The organism is Methylobacterium sp. 22177, from assembly GCF_052045615.1.
Classification (GTDB): domain Bacteria; phylum Pseudomonadota; class Alphaproteobacteria; order Rhizobiales; family Beijerinckiaceae; genus Methylobacterium; species Methylobacterium radiotolerans.
The window spans coordinates 1-14,007 of sequence record NZ_JBQEPK010000044.1; the positions used below are offsets into that span (position 1 = coordinate 1).

The 14,007-nt window shown below is 63.8% G+C and carries 12 protein-coding genes and 1 pseudogene; 5 read left to right on the forward strand and 8 right to left on the reverse strand.

Annotated features, from left to right (window positions below; translation table 11 throughout):
* Positions 1 to 88: 88 nt before the first annotated feature.
* Complete coding sequence (gene tnpA, locus ACTJK8_RS26735; RefSeq protein WP_070998920.1) at positions 89 to 505, reverse strand: IS66-like element accessory protein TnpA; 417 nt, start codon at positions 503 to 505, stop codon at positions 89 to 91.
* 691 nt (positions 506 to 1,196) lie between these two features.
* Positions 1,197 to 2,030 (reverse strand): trypsin-like serine protease, encoded by an 834-nt coding sequence (locus tag ACTJK8_RS26740; RefSeq protein WP_440762797.1) that lies wholly within the window; start codon positions 2,028 to 2,030, stop codon positions 1,197 to 1,199.
* A gap of 2,296 nt (positions 2,031 to 4,326) precedes the next feature.
* Here ACTJK8_RS26740 and ACTJK8_RS26745 point away from each other — a divergent pair.
* From ACTJK8_RS26745 to ACTJK8_RS26755, 3 genes and pseudogenes are all read left to right on the forward strand, one after another.
* Positions 4,327 to 4,693 (forward strand): annotated as a pseudogene (locus ACTJK8_RS26745) (transposase); the annotation flags it as partial.
* A gap of 264 nt (positions 4,694 to 4,957) precedes the next feature.
* Positions 4,958 to 5,893, forward strand: coding sequence for a site-specific integrase (locus ACTJK8_RS26750; RefSeq protein WP_012329856.1), 936 nt, complete (start codon positions 4,958 to 4,960; stop codon positions 5,891 to 5,893).
* 670 nt (positions 5,894 to 6,563) lie between these two features.
* The gene (locus tag ACTJK8_RS26755; protein ID WP_440762798.1) at positions 6,564 to 7,277 is read left to right on the forward strand and encodes a hypothetical protein; all 714 of its coding nucleotides are present in this window, start codon (positions 6,564 to 6,566) and stop codon (positions 7,275 to 7,277) included.
* Positions 7,278 to 7,318: 41 nt separating this feature from the next.
* Here the strand turns inward: ACTJK8_RS26755 and ACTJK8_RS26760 are convergent, their stop codons facing one another.
* Positions 7,319 to 7,717: a hypothetical protein gene (locus tag ACTJK8_RS26760; protein WP_440762799.1), complete on the reverse strand. Its 399-nt coding sequence runs from the start codon at positions 7,715 to 7,717 to the stop codon at positions 7,319 to 7,321.
* 295 nt (positions 7,718 to 8,012) lie between these two features.
* On the opposite strand from ACTJK8_RS26760, the gene ACTJK8_RS26765 reads away from it, so the two are divergent.
* Positions 8,013 to 8,264 (forward strand): hypothetical protein, encoded by a 252-nt coding sequence (locus ACTJK8_RS26765; RefSeq protein WP_440762800.1) that lies wholly within the window; start codon positions 8,013 to 8,015, stop codon positions 8,262 to 8,264.
* Here ACTJK8_RS26765 and ACTJK8_RS26770 read toward each other — a convergent pair whose 3' ends face one another.
* The 3 genes from ACTJK8_RS26770 to ACTJK8_RS26780 form a co-directional block, all read right to left on the reverse strand.
* Positions 8,265 to 8,960, reverse strand: a complete 696-nt coding sequence (locus tag ACTJK8_RS26770) for a VIT1/CCC1 transporter family protein (RefSeq protein ID WP_440762801.1) — start codon at positions 8,958 to 8,960, stop codon at positions 8,265 to 8,267.
* 5 nt (positions 8,961 to 8,965) lie between these two features.
* Positions 8,966 to 9,511 (reverse strand): cytochrome b, encoded by a 546-nt coding sequence (locus ACTJK8_RS26775; protein ID WP_440762802.1) that lies wholly within the window; start codon positions 9,509 to 9,511, stop codon positions 8,966 to 8,968.
* 366 nt (positions 9,512 to 9,877) lie between these two features.
* Entirely contained in the window at positions 9,878 to 10,738 is an 861-nt protein-coding gene (locus ACTJK8_RS26780; RefSeq protein WP_440762803.1) for a Dps family protein, read from the reverse strand.
* 263 nt (positions 10,739 to 11,001) lie between these two features.
* Here ACTJK8_RS26780 and ACTJK8_RS26785 point away from each other — a divergent pair, with 263 nt between their 5' ends.
* Positions 11,002 to 11,226 carry a hypothetical protein gene (locus ACTJK8_RS26785; protein ID WP_440762804.1) on the forward strand — a complete coding sequence of 75 codons (225 nt, stop codon included), beginning with the start codon at positions 11,002 to 11,004 and terminating at the stop codon, positions 11,224 to 11,226.
* A 613-nt stretch (positions 11,227 to 11,839) separates the two neighbouring features.
* On the opposite strand, the gene ACTJK8_RS26790 is transcribed toward ACTJK8_RS26785, so the two are convergent.
* Together ACTJK8_RS26790 and ACTJK8_RS26795 are read right to left on the reverse strand one after the other, a co-directional pair.
* Positions 11,840 to 12,028, reverse strand: coding sequence for a hypothetical protein (locus ACTJK8_RS26790; RefSeq protein WP_440762810.1), 189 nt, complete (start codon positions 12,026 to 12,028; stop codon positions 11,840 to 11,842).
* 180 nt (positions 12,029 to 12,208) lie between these two features.
* Positions 12,209 to 13,164, reverse strand: a protein-coding gene (locus ACTJK8_RS26795; protein ID WP_440762805.1) for an IS630 family transposase whose coding sequence is annotated in 2 segments (ribosomal slippage) — positions 12,209 to 12,825 and positions 12,825 to 13,164 — 957 coding nt in all. Because the reading frame shifts where the segments join, the coding sequence is not laid out codon by codon here.
* Positions 13,165 to 14,007: the final 843 nt, after the last annotated feature.

The window sequence follows — 14,007 nt, forward strand, 5'->3', positions numbered from 1 at the left end:
TGGACGATCAGGCCGAGACTGGAAAAGCCCTTGCGCATGTCGGTGTGGCCGGTGGCCAGCCAGACCCGGACATTGGCCGGCAGCGGGATCATCGGCCCTCCAGGGCATCGAGCACCCGGCGCAGCGCCGCGGCATCGACATCCCGGTCGACCTTGAGACGACGGCCGCCGCCGAGATCGATCTCGATGACACCGGTCTTGCGCCGTGCGCGACGGGGCTGGGCCGCAGCACCCGGATCATCCGACCGCGGCGCCAAAACCGCCGACGACGGCTCCGGAGTGATGGCCACGGGGACGAACACCGGAGCCTGCCCGTCCCCGCCCAGACGGCCTTGCCGAGCCTGGCGTCGCCACGTGAACAGCAGGCCCTGAGCGATCCCGTTCCGGCGGGCCACCGAACACACCGACACGCCGGCCTCGTACGAGGCTTCGACGATCCGCGCCTTGTCCTCGAACGACCAACGCCGCCGTCGTTCGATCCCCTCCAGTACCTCGACCCGCATCATCCTGACCCGCCGACCTTAACGCCAGCATTAAGGTCAGGCTTCAGCCGAGCGCGCGATGCCTCCGGGGGCGGCCTTCACCGGACGCGTACGCCCATCGACAGGTCTGAGCCAGAGCATCACGCGCCCCAGGATGGAATTGCTGGGCAGAGCAGCGCGGTTGATCTAGTTGAGCAAACTGCGACGTTCGTTCGTCAGCTGCGTGAGCGCGCAGGTCCCGACCCGCAACCAATCGACAAGGTCTTCATAGACGCGCTCTACGAGCAAGACCTGAGCCTAAAACCGAACATTGCGGCCGTGAAGCGTCGCCGACAGATACGCGAGCTCTAACGATTGTTCGACTCACAGAATGACGTGAGCGCTATGGTGAAGCAGGCAAACCGCCCTTCGCATAAGTGGGCATATGGAACACGGCGCGACAGCGAGCTGCTTTCGACCCACCTCGGTCGCTCAGTCGATTGGGATGCCATCTCGCAAGCGGACGCAACTGAGGGCAACCAGCCGTTCACTCAGGAGTAGTGGCCAAGTCATCCGTTCCCTCGTCGGCCTCATCGGCCCCATCCTGTCGCGAGAGAAAGTGCCGAATAAACTCACTTAAGGGCGGCTGGAGGCGCTGGCCGCCCAAATCCGCTGCACGGCGCGCAACCATATCCCAAAAGTGCGGGCCACCGCACGGCTCCATCGAACCGGCGCGTCAGGACGACTTTCCGAGTAGCCCCCTAATCCAAGTCATGCCACCGTTGTCCAGACGCGAGACCCAAAGAGTGTTTCCACACGACCGGGTTTCAGTTTGAAACGTGAAATCCCCACGGCTGGCGAAGCCAACAAGATACTTGGCGCCGTTGATTTCGGCCATGACAGCCGAGCCTGAATCGCCCTGGCAAACGAGGTTGTATTCGGGAACTGGTGGTTTGTCGCCCGGCGCCAGCACCAGCATGCCATCCTCGTCGATTGCCGTGTTCCGGGACTCTGGAGCGGGGACACGAAGCGCGAACTTCCGATGTGTCTGCGACCCCGACATATACATAAGGTTCAGGATCCGTCGCTGGATCAGCAGGTCGCCCGCCTTTCCCCGGAACGGACCGTATCCCTGTTCAAGATAGGCGTTCTCGGCGTAGCCGAAGCGACGGCCTGCGGGGCTTTCGTCGAGATTGGCGATACCGTCCGCATCTGGATTGGTCGCTTGCTCAATACGGATTGCTGCTAGATCTGTATCAGTGGAGTCTCCACCGCGGCTGGGTGGGAAGGCAAAGGCCTGCTCCGACACCTCCACCCGATTCAAAGCTCCTTTGGCCGTGAACAGGATGCTGAACTTGAGCCGGTGACGCAGGCAGTGCGCGGCGGTCAAAACAACTTTGTCGATCAGAAGGCCATGACAAAAAGGACCGTTTCCGATTGCCAGAACGACATTGCTGTACGGCATGAGGTCCGCCGCACGCGGCCCATCGTTCACGAGCGGAAGCAGCCCTGCTATTAGGGCTAAAGAGCCAAGCGCGCCTTGGTATTTCCATCGACCGCTGTCGAGCATGAAGAAACCTTCAATCTGCCGTCGTTAATTTCCAACGATCAAGAAAATTTGGCATTTCGCCAATATGTAGCCGCACAATGACAGTATATAATTTCGAATATGATACTATCATCGGGTTCCCGAATGTCAGAGCCGGTCATTATGAAAGTACCAGGCTTTATGATTTTATCAATCATGGCGATATCGGAATTATCTGAGTTGAAGCGCCAGAGTTTTGCAAAGCATGAAACACTGGACTTATCAGGAAGAAAACCTACGCCAAACTTAGATGTCACAAAATCCTGTTCCGATGCTATGATTTGTTGGCCATTTCGATAAGATTTGCAGTCTTGGCCTTCGGTTGCGTAGCTGCCTCTGCTACCCTGTCCTATCGCGCTCGGCAGGATAAGGCTGCGACGCCCGAGGAGGGACGGTCGGACATTAGCGGTGACAGCGGGATTATTATCCATGCGCGTCAAGTCATTAAGGCAGCTCGCCAATGCACGGTGCCGAGCTTCTAACTGCTAACTAGCCCTCCTATAACTAATAGTAAAAATCGTCCATTCCCACAAATGTTGATGTTATTTGTCTCATATATCATAATACTTAGCCCAAAATATAATTGCAACGATAGATTAATCCCTGAAATATAATGGGAGAGAACAGTTGAAATTCTCTCCCAAAATAAACGTTATCGCAAGACGGACGAATCTAAATTGTATCTAATAGGTCCTTGCGCACACAAAAGCGACAGATTAATTGGTGTTGTTGTCGCCAGGCGGCTGGTCATACCCAGGAGGCGGGGGTACATGATCAGGCGTACCGGGTTGTTGAATATCATGCCCGACTGGGAAATCACCTCCATTTCCAGGACTTGCTGGAGGAAGATCATTAGTGGGTGGAAGGTTCACTGGGGTTGGCGAAGGAGCTCCTCCGCCATCACCCGCGCCTGGATCAGGTGGTGAGTTGATATGCTGCCACCACGGATCTTCATCTTCGTCGTATGAAGCTGGCTTTACTTCCGTGTCGTGATACGACTGGTTAGCAGCGGAGACGTTCGAATGGCTGTTTGTCTGGGCTGCCGACGAACCATCAGTCTTCCCTGTGCTCGATAAGCTCAAAAGAGCATCGCCCTGTTGCGGGGATAGTGTTGTCGAATTTCTTGGATCCGCCGACTGTGTGTTCGGAGAAATCTTAGCGTCATCCGATGAATTGTTGTCGGATCTGGTTGCGGTATATGAAACGATGCGGGCTTGAGATGTGTATGTCGGAGCGATGGAAACACTCATTAGGCAACTCCCATGTAAGCGACTCAATGTAATCGAGTCTTTTTTCGAAAACTTTCTTTCATAATCGGGCGAATTCACAAACTGATCAGATTATCTTGATTTCACCAGTGTGCATCGGCATCGAACGCGGACCCACCCGCTCGGTAGACCTAAATTGATAGATCAACTTGCTTTTTGGGCGGGACGGTGGGGTCCTATTGGAAGCCGATCGGCGTCGAACGGGTGCCCACCTTCAGAGCGGGAATTGACCCTAGTTGAATGACTTAAGTCGGTATTGAATGTGGGGTCCGCTTGCACGCCGATCCACACCGCGCCGGTCCGACCGGCGAACCCGACAGCGCGCCTTCCGGCGCATGAGCGATCCCCCACGCAAACGCCCGTGCCAAGCAAGCCAAGCCCGTACCGCACTATCCTAGCGCTTATGGGGGAGGGGAGGGCGCTGCGATCAGCGAGAGTGCCCTCCCCTGTTGCTTCGGCCGAGGAGGCAGGTAATTTGCTCAAAGCGGGAGGTGATATTATAGATTAGGGACGACATAATAGCGTATTACCACGATAATATGATGTGGTTCCATAATGTTTGTTATGCGAATTACAGTATCGTAGATAACAAAGTTCGTATAATCTGCGAGAGTCATTCCCGCGGCAAGGGGCTCGGCCGATCTCCGATAATTTAGTTCGCCTCCCCTCCCCTACGCGCGATCCGGCACTGCTACGGGCGCCGAGTCAGCTACAGTCTGCCATGCCGGAAACCGTTTGATCCATTCGGCCCACAAAACGTAAACCCTAGACCGTAACCGCATATGCTGTTCAAGCGTATAAATCGCGTGCCGAATTTTGCTCGGAGCGTACAAAATGCCCAGGATGGATTTTTGATGTCGAACCGGCGAAGGGCGCGAAGATACGCTCCGATCGGAGGCCGGCTTCGCCGAGGCAGCCGCCATCTTCGGCGGCCGTGTTGAAGAGTATCAGAATACCAGGGTCGACGAGAACCTCCGCGCCTAGGGCGTCTCTGCAACGGGTTCACAGCGCGCACGGGCCGGCCTGCGGAGGATCACTGCCAAATGCTCAACGGCATGCTCTGGATCCTGCGTAGGATCGTGCGTACCGGTGCGCCCTGGGAGGATCTGCCGGCCCGCTACGGGGCGGCCGGAACCGTGTCGAGCCGGTTCTACCGCCGGCGCGAGGCCGGCGTGTCCGACCGGGTGCTGCAGCGCCCGCAGGCGCAGGCGGACGCCCGCGGCGCCGTGGACTGGGATCCGCGCTGCGTGGACGCACGGTGGTGCGCCCACCAGTACGCCGCCGGGGCACGCCGGTCCAGCGCCATCGGGAGGTGACGGCACGGTCGAGGTCGTCGACGAGGCGCTCGCGCGCAGTCAGGGCGGCTTCTCCACCGAGAAGCGGGCTGCCAACGACCTCGACATGGTCACCCTCGCCATGATCATGCTTCGGCTCACATGAGTTTGCGGAGTTGCCCCAGTATCCTGTGGCCGTGAGGACCCGGGCGCGTCCGCGGATCGACGGCTTGCTGGCGATGCCGTTGGCTGGATGCAGAGTCGGTCCGGTCAGCGGCCGCTCTGCCGCCCTCCGCTCAACCAACGTCTGATAACCCTTTCTTATCAGACGTAGCGTTACGCTCAGGTTCGATTGAGGGAGAGAGCCATGACGCTGCCCGCTACGCTTGCTGCCCGCGCCCGCGCGTTTGCCGACGAGGCGCTCTCGGAAAATTCCCGCCGGGCCTACCGCGCCGACTGGCAGCACTACGCGGATTGGTGCCGCACCCACGATCTCGAGCCCCTGCCCGCGGGACCCGAGCAGGTGGCGAGCTATCTCACCTCGATGGCCGAGACTCACAAGCGCGCCACGATCGAGCGCCGGCTCGTCACGATTGGTCAGGCGCACAAGCTCCAAGGGTTGCCGTGGATCCCGGCCCATCCGGCCGTGCGGGCAGCCCTGCGCGGAATGTTCCGGCGCTACGGTCGGCCGAAGAAGCAGGCCGCCGCGCTCGGCGTGCCCGAGACCCTCCAGATCGTCGCCGCCTGTGAAGGCACGGTTGCGGCTCTTCGTGATCGCGCGCTGTTCCTGATGAGCTTCGCCGGAGCGTTCCGGCGCTCCGAGATCGCGCGGATCCGCTTCGAGGACGTCGCCTTCCGCGAAGGTGCGGTCGACGTGTTCCTGCCCCAGTCGAAAGGCGATCAGGAGGGCGAGGGCACGATCGTGACCGTCCTGGCCGGCGAGAACGTCGCGACGTGTCCCGTCGCGGCGCTTCGGCGTTGGCTAAAGGCGGCGCCCACCGAGAACCATATCTTCCGCGCTGTCCGAGCCGACGGAACCGTGATGGAAGCGGGTCTTCATCCGGATTCGATCGGACGTATCGTTCAGAAACGCGCCGCCGAGGCCGGCCTCGTTGCTGGGCCCCGCGAGCGCATCTCAGCACACGGGTTCCGCGCGGGCTTCATCACCGAGGCTTACAGACGCGGATCACGGGACGAGGAGATCATGAGCCATTCGCGGCATCGGGATCTCAAGACGATGCGTGGATACGTTCGCAGAGCCAAGCTTTCCGACGCTCATCCCGGTCGCAACCTAGGCCTCTGAAGGGGACCCGCCGGCGCTGCGACGTTACAGCCGCTGGTCCGATCGATCGAAGTCCATCTCGACCGTTTGGAGCCGTTGCCGACGCTTCTGAAATCCTACCCGGGTCGGCCGGTCCGCGAATTCGACATGCACCAGGGGCAGATCCTCCGCATCCCGAGCTCAATCTGCCGCTGTCGATCCTGACTGGGCGCTCGGAAGGTCCGCTGAGTGGCGGTCTGATTCGCGCCAACGACCGGAGCTGGCCGAAAGCGGAATGGCGACTTGCCGGTGGGGCGCTTGAAAAGCAGACGGCCTTCTCTCGACCCAGCTACGCCGAACGGTGTCGGTCTGCTTCGGTGATGCTGGGCGCCTTTCGCGCGGGTGGCGGATCATCGGGTGCTTTTCGATCCGGCGCGCTGCCGTCCCCGCGACGAGCCAAGTGCCGATCCATGGTCGTCAAGAACGTGGTGGGCGATGAGCATCGGCTTCGGGTTGGATGGCCAAGCCGGCGACGCAAGAAGGGCTTTGCCGACCGGGCCGATCGCATCGTTCCTGGAAGTCGGTTGCATCCGGGGCTTCTCCGGAACACTGCCCTACGTGCCGCAACAGAGTGATCACATGGTGGTGCTCTGCGCCGATCCGTTCCTCCGCTCCTCTATCTTTGAGAGCGACATCGAAGGGACGATCGAGAATGCGACAGGTGAAGGTCAGGCTGATGGAGCCGGGTCTGCGCCCCCGGCGGACACGCTTGGAAATCCCCGGCTGGGCGGGCGATCCCGAGCCTCGCACGGACGGATCGCAGGAGTATGCTTGGCACTGCATCCCATTCTCGGAGGCGGCCAAAGGCGGGATCGAGCTGTTCTACCCCTACGACGCCGAGTTGCGCGTCAGCACGCGGGACGGAACGCTGGTTTTTGAGGGCGAATTCGCCGAGCCCGGCGAGCCGGGGCTGCAATGGCCGCCGTTCCGGAGCTTCGGCGACGCCTACTACACGTATCAGATCCTCATCGACCTGAAGGTTGAGGAGGGTTGGGCGATCAAGACCGAGACCCACCCGCGGTTCTACACTGACCGGACCGGGACCGTGCCGGTCGCCGTGCCGGCCCTCATCCGGCACTGGTGGCCGATGATGTACTTCATGGTGTTCAAGGCCCCGGACGAGGGCTGTACGCACATCTTCCGGAAGGACGAGCCCTTCATGCAGGTCTCCGTCGTCCCGGCCGAGGCTAATTTCGAGCTCGTGCCGATGTCCGAGGAGGAGGCGGCCGAGCGCGAACTGCAATCGCGGCGCATCTACGCCAGCCGCGAGACGCTGGCGGCGGACTCGCAGTGGACCTCTGCGACTCACACCGTGTTCGACGGCACCTACCGGCGCATCCTGGGCGCGGCTAAGAGCCCGCGGTGAAGCCGGGCGGGGTGGAAACCATCCACCCCGCCGTGGCGGGCTTAGTATCCGTACGGCACGTAGTAGCCGTGATGGTGATGGTGATGGTGGTGATGATGATGGTACCGCCGGTAGTACCGGTGATGGTGATGATGGTGATGATGGTGGTGGTAAAACGGCGGGTAGAAGCCGTGATGGTGGTGATGATGATAGTAGTATTGCGCCTGCTGGACCGTGGCCTCGCCCTCGGAGGCAGCCGGTAGCAGTTCGGCCTTCGCCGCGGCCTCGTCGGACTGCTTGAGGAGCGCCACCGCGTCGGGGATGGGCTTGAGCAGGTCGGCGTAGCTTTCGAAGCGCATGGCCGCATCGAGGTTGGCCGGGGCAGGCATCGCTGCCTGCGCCGGGTTGGCCGCCGCGAGTAGGGTGGCGGCCCCGATCAGGCCAGCGACTGTCTTGTCCATCGACGAGATCCTTTCTTGAACGGCGCGGCCCGCCTCCGAGGAAGCGCAGACGGAAGCGCCGCCAGAAACACCACCCGCCGGAAGGCCGTTCCGGCTTTCCCTGGGCCAGGCAATCACTTCTCCGGCATGAGCATCGAAGTGCTTGCCGATCCTCGCTATTGCCGATTCCGATATTTGATGAAATGAAATTTAGTCGATTGTCTGCGTCTTCAGTTGCCGCATCGCGCGTGTCGACGGCATTGCATCGTCGATGCAACGAAGCAGCGCGTTCCTGCCGCTCTTCGAGGAGACGACGATGACGAGACGATGGCGATGGGCCTTGCTGATTCAACTTGCGGTCATGCCTGCCGCCTTCGCCCAGCAGCCCGCCGCATCACCGGACGCGCCGGCATCCTTCGTCGAATCCACGGACGCCGCCCACCGGCACTGTTCCGGCTCCTGCCTGAAGACCGGCGCCTTGCAGTGGTTCTGCCGGCCCGATCAGACCTGCTCGCTCGACTGCGCGACCGCCCCTCCGAAGATGCACTGCCACGATCCGAAACGGTAGTCAGACGGCCTTGCCGACCAGGCTCCCGATGCCCGCCGTGACGGCCATGGCCAGCACGCCCCAGAAGGTCACCCGAGCCGTGGCCCGGGCGATGGGAGCGCCGCCCGCCTTGGCGCCGAGGGCCCCGAGTACCGCCAGGAACACCAGCGAGGCCCCGGACACGGTGTAGACCGCGAGGTTGCCGGGCGAGAGCGCTGCCGTCGCCAGCGGCAACGCCGCGCCGGCCGAGAAGGTCGCCGCCGAGGTCAGCGCCGCCTGGACCGGGCGGGCCGTCGTGACCTCCGAGATGCCGAGCTCGTCCCGGGCGTGGGCGCCGAGCGCGTCCTTGGCCATCAATTGCTCGGCGACCTGGAGGGCCAGCGCATGGTCGAGGCCACGGTCGACGTAGATCCGTGCCAGTTCCTCCCGCTCGGCGGCGGGGTCGTCGCTGAGTTCCTGACGCTCCCGTGCGAGGTCGGCCTGCTCGGTGTCGGCTTGGGAACTGACCGAGACGTATTCGCCGGCCGCCATCGACATCGCGCCCGCCACGAGGCCGGCGCTGCCGGCGACGAGGATCTCGCTGGTCTGGGCGGCCGAGGCCGCCACCCCGACGATCAGGCTGGCGGTGGAGACGAGGCCGTCGTTGGCGCCGAGCACGGCGGCGCGCAGCCAGCCGACACGGTCGATCAGGTGCCGCTCTTTGTGGACGGGTCGCATCGTCGTCAGGATCTCCGGGGCAGCATGCGACGCAGGACGGCGTCGTGCCAGAGGTAGTGGTGCACGAGGGCTGCGACCGCATGGAACAGGGCGAGCGCCATCAGCAGGTTGGCGGCGAGCCCGTGCCAGTGCGTGAGCGAGCGCCGCCATTCCGGATCGCCGAGTTGCGGCAGGCTGACCGGACCGAGGGAGACGCCCCGCACGAAGGCGTTGGCGATGCCGAGGCCGACGATGACCAGCAACAAGACATACAGCGCGGCGTGGGTCGCCTTGGCTAGGCGATGCAAGGGCCCGGGATCTTCCACCGGCAGGTCGCGCCCCCCGGCCCGTCGCCAAACCAGGAAGGCCAGTACCAGGCCGGTGAGGACGAAGCCCAAGTCGAAATGTGCCGACCAGATGCCGGAGCGCAGGGCCCCCTTTGGGACGAGGTCTTCGAGGAGGGTCCCGACCAGCCAAAGGCCGACGACGAGCAAGGCGGTCAGCCAATGCAGCGCGATGGTGCCGCCGTCGTATCGCGCCGTCGGTCGCATCGTGTCGCTCAGTGCCGTCATGGTCGAGGTCCTGCCTATGCCGGTGATGCTGCGGGGGGATGACGGTCGCCGACTGCCGGACGCACCGGGGCGATGGCGCGCCGGCCCTTGGCGCTGATGAACCAGAGCCCCTCGGGGTCCCGGCTCGACAGCCTCGGCCGAATCAGCCCACGCTCCCGCAGGGACCGGACCGTGCGCATCTCCCACGGCTTGGGCGAGACGAGCGGTCCCTCGCGGTCGAGCCGGAGCAGCATGGCCCGCTGGCCGGGCGTGAGGGGCGGCTGGGGCGCCGTTCGATCCCGCGGAAACATCGCCTGTTTAGAATTAATATAAACTACGCGCGGGTCAAGTGAGACCCCGCGCCTCGCGGCACGGGGTCGGCTCGCATCAGGGCTTGGCGGGAGCCTGGGCCGGGGCCTGCTGGCCCTGCAGGTCGATCGGCTTGTTGTCGTTGAGGTCCCAGCCGGTGTTCGGGTCGGTCTGCGTCCGCTGGAGCTGGGCGCGCATCTGCCACTGGTACTTGGCGATGCCGTGCTCGACCTCCTGCAACAGGTTGGAGGTGGTCGGGTCGACGTCCTCGGTCGTCTTGATCGCCGCGTGCACCTCCTCGCCGACGCGCTTGTAGGCGTTGGTAAACCACACGAGGATCTGGGCGTCGTCGAGGAAGCCGCCCGGGATCTCTGGGACGCCCGAGGTCTTCACGATGGTGTTCGCCCGCCCATCCGCGGACACGCCGACGGCCAGCAGCCGCTCGGCGATGGTGTCGGCATACTTGGACAGGCCCTCGTAGTGCTCCTGCAGCAGCAGGTGCAGCGGGTAGTACAGGGTCCCGGACGCGTTCCAGTGGGCCTGCTTGGTCTGGAGCTGGAGTTGCTGCAACTCGGTCAGGGTCTGCTGCAGGGCGGCGACGTCCTTCTTCATGCCGTCCTCGCCGGCGCCGAGGTCGATGACCGGCTGGCGGCTGACCTCGTTCGTCGGGAAGGCCCCGAGGGGCTGGCGGCTCGTCACCTGCGTCTGCGAGGACTGGCGCACGCCGTCGGTCTTGGTGCCGGAAGGCTGGGAAGTCGCGGGCGGGGTCGCGGTGGTCTCCTGGGCGACTTGCATGCGCGCCAGAATCTGGGTGGCGGACGGAGCGGTCACCTTCGCGGGGCTTGAGACGGCCGGGGCAACCTCACGGGCAAGGGCTGGAGAGAGCGCCGTCGAGGCCAGCAGGAGCGTGACCGAGAGGGCGTGGATCGGACGGGTCATTGTAAGCCTTGGGAACACTGCTTGGGGGAAGCCCGGCACGCCTTCGGGCGTTCGGGAGGCCAATCAGGGACGAACGCGGCGTTCCCCTCGTTCCGGGATGAACCCGAATTTACGAACCGGAGATTCCCGCCCCGCTTGCGGCCGAGGGCGGTCTCGGGCACCTCCTGCGGCAGCATCGGATCGCTTTTCGAAGGCCACTGATTGCTAGGCCGCATCGTCAGGCGCGCTGCCGAGCGGCTTCTTGGGAGGGGGGCGAACCGGTCATGTCCACGCGGCGCTACGAGGTGCGGCTGGCCACCCGTGACGGGCGCCGGGTCCTGACGGCACGGGCGGAGCGCGACGTCGCGTTGATGGCCGAGTCGGTGATGAGGCGTTACGGCGACGACATCCTCGACGTGGGGTTCTCGGTGGCGGCCCCCGACCCGGCGGCGAGCCGGCGGATCGCCCTCTACCTCTCGACGCTAATTCACGAACTCGACCCGGTCTGAGGTCTGCATCGTCTCCACCTTGAAACGATGTATGACGCACCCCTCAGGGTCACGTCGCAATGACGTGGTACCTCCCACCGTTGGAAGTTCAAAGAGCGGCCCCTTCGGCCAGGGGTCGGGATCATCGTCCGTTTTTGCAGAGCATTCGCGGGGGAGCGGTCGCGCAGCTCAGGGCACAGGACTGCGCGGGGCCGCAGAACCATTGCAGGCTTCCGCTCTTCAGGCATGCGCCGCCGCAATTCCGATAGGGCGCGTCGACTGGCTCGACGACGGATGCGGCCACAGGAGAGGACGTCATCGCGGGTTGCGCAAGGACCGGGGTCGCGATGGACACGAAGGCGAATAACGCCAGTATCGCTCGCTTCATCGCCTTAGACATCCTTTGCCGTCTCAATGGATTACGGCAAGGCGGCCGAGGTCGGCCCGTTCCTCTATGAATGGGAATTTAGCGATATCGCTCTGCCGGCACCTGAGCCCGCCTGCGGCCCGTTTCTCGACAGGGGCACTGGTTGCAGCCGTCGGCACGACGGCGAATGCCCGGGAACGGGCGCGTGCTTGGATGACGGGACCGGGCCGTGCCGGTGACATTGTCGGCGACGTGCTGGGCGCCGCCCTAACCGACGCCCATGGGTCCGTTGATGACGCATCTGACCCTGCGGGCGAGCTCCAGGCGCTTGTAGGGCTTGTTGATGATCTCAATCTCGGTGCCGCCGGCGTCAGTCCTTTCCAGCGAGCCCTCGGCGTAGCCCGTCGCGAGGAAGACTTTGAAACTGGCGCAGGTTAGCCGGGCGGCATCTTCCATGTCCGCTTCCGAGGTGCTGCCGAACCTCAACAGACGACCGGGTTGGGCGCGAAGCCGAACGTCCGGTTCTGCGCGCGTTGACGATCCGTCATGACGCAGTCTGGCCGGAAGCAGCTCGCCTGCTTCGGAGCAGATCCGACACACCACATTCCGGGACCATACATCTAGAGCGGCATCCGATCATATTGGATCATATGCGTCGTAGCCTCCGGCGGCGAGATAGCGGCGGCATTCGGCTGGCGTGAAGCGTCTGAAGGCTCGTCGGATCGTGTCCCAGAGGTCGCTGATCGTGCGAGCGGCCTCGGCACGAAGAATGGCCTTGAGCTTGGCGAAGGCGCGTTCGATCGGGTTGAAGTCGGGGGAATAGGCCGGGAGGTAGAGCAGACTCGCTCCCGCTGCCTCAATGCACTCGCGGATGCCGCTGACCTTGTGGGCGGGCAGGTTGTCGAGCACGACCGTGTCGCCGGGCCTGAGGGCTGGGACGAGGGTTTGTTCGACATAGCCACGGAAGCGAGCGCCAGTCATCGGTCCATCGAAGAGTGCGGTGGCTGTCAGGCCGCTGGTGCGCAGACCGGCAGTGACCGTGATGGTTTTCCAGTGGCCGAACGGCACCGCGACCCGGCAGCGTTCGCCGCGCGGGGCTCGCCCATAGCGGCGGACCATCTTCGTGTTGGTGGCGGTCTCGTCGAGGAACACGAGCTTGTCCGGGTCGAGATCGAGCTGGCCGTCGAACCAGGACAGGCGCGCGGCCTTCACGTCTTCCCTCTCCTGCTCGGCGGCGTGGCCGGTGTTTTTTTGCGCGTGATGCCATGGCGCTTGAAGAAGCGGGACAGGCTGCTGACCCCAACCCGCAGCCCCAGTTCGGCCAGACGGTCGCGCAACTCATGCAGGAACAGCTCGGGCTGCGCTTCGTAGGTCTGCCGGATCAGGTCGGCCTGTGCCTCGATGGTGTGCGAGCGTTGATCGCCGCCCATCGGCTTGGCCTGTGTCCGACCCTCCTGCACGAAGATCCCGTGCCAGCGCACGGCGCTGGCCGGGCTGACCTCGAAGCGCCGCGCCGCCTCCCGGCGCGAAGCCCCCGCCTCGATCGCGGCTACGACACGCTCGCGCAAATCAACGGACAGGGCAGACGCCATCGGCTCTCCTCCTCGGAAAGCCGACCATCGAATCACATCACCGTCGCGGCCGAAACCCTACACGATTCAATCCGGTCGGTGACCGCTCTAGCGCTGCTCCGCTCGCGCGAAACGGCTGGATCTCAGTAAACATCGGCCATGGAGCGGATCTCACGGCAGGATCGTCAGCGCACGGCGTCCGGGCACCCGAAACAATCGCTGCAGCTCTCGATGTCGCGAGCAGATCCGATGCCTTCTCTGTGAGCGGGCCGGCTCGCGCGGCCGGCGTCTCCCGGCTCTAGCGCTCCGGTGATGTCGCCGTAAGAGACCCGGATCTTCCGGATCGAGGCTCGGGGCGAGCATCATCCAGGGCAGGCCGGGGCCGCATCGGCTGAGAAGTCAGGCAGTGCGGATAGAGTTCGAGCTTCGCAGCATAGTCGCGCTCGACCCGATTCCGGCCAGACACCGTCTTCTGTGACGATGATGTCCGTAGGGACGTCGTGCACCTGCGGGTCCATCGACGCGCGCCCGCGCGTCGATGGACCCGCACGAGCCTCGGTGGCCTCGCCGAACGCTGTTTCAGCACCTTCGGTTCGGCGACGCGGATCGTGACATCCCGCATCACCACGACCGTCCCGGTCATCCCTCCCTGTGCGGCTTGGAGAGGCACGATGGCGGACTTCAGCGAGATCGACCGCCCATCCTCGCGGACGACCGGGACGGATGGGGGAGCGCCCGCACCATAGTGGCTCTCCCTGGTCGCCGTAGTCTTGCGGCACCCCTCGCGGCGGGGCTCGCGCGGTCGTTCGGGCATGATGAGGTCGAGCGGTCGGCTCATGGCCTCCGGCCCTCTGCTCCAGCCTG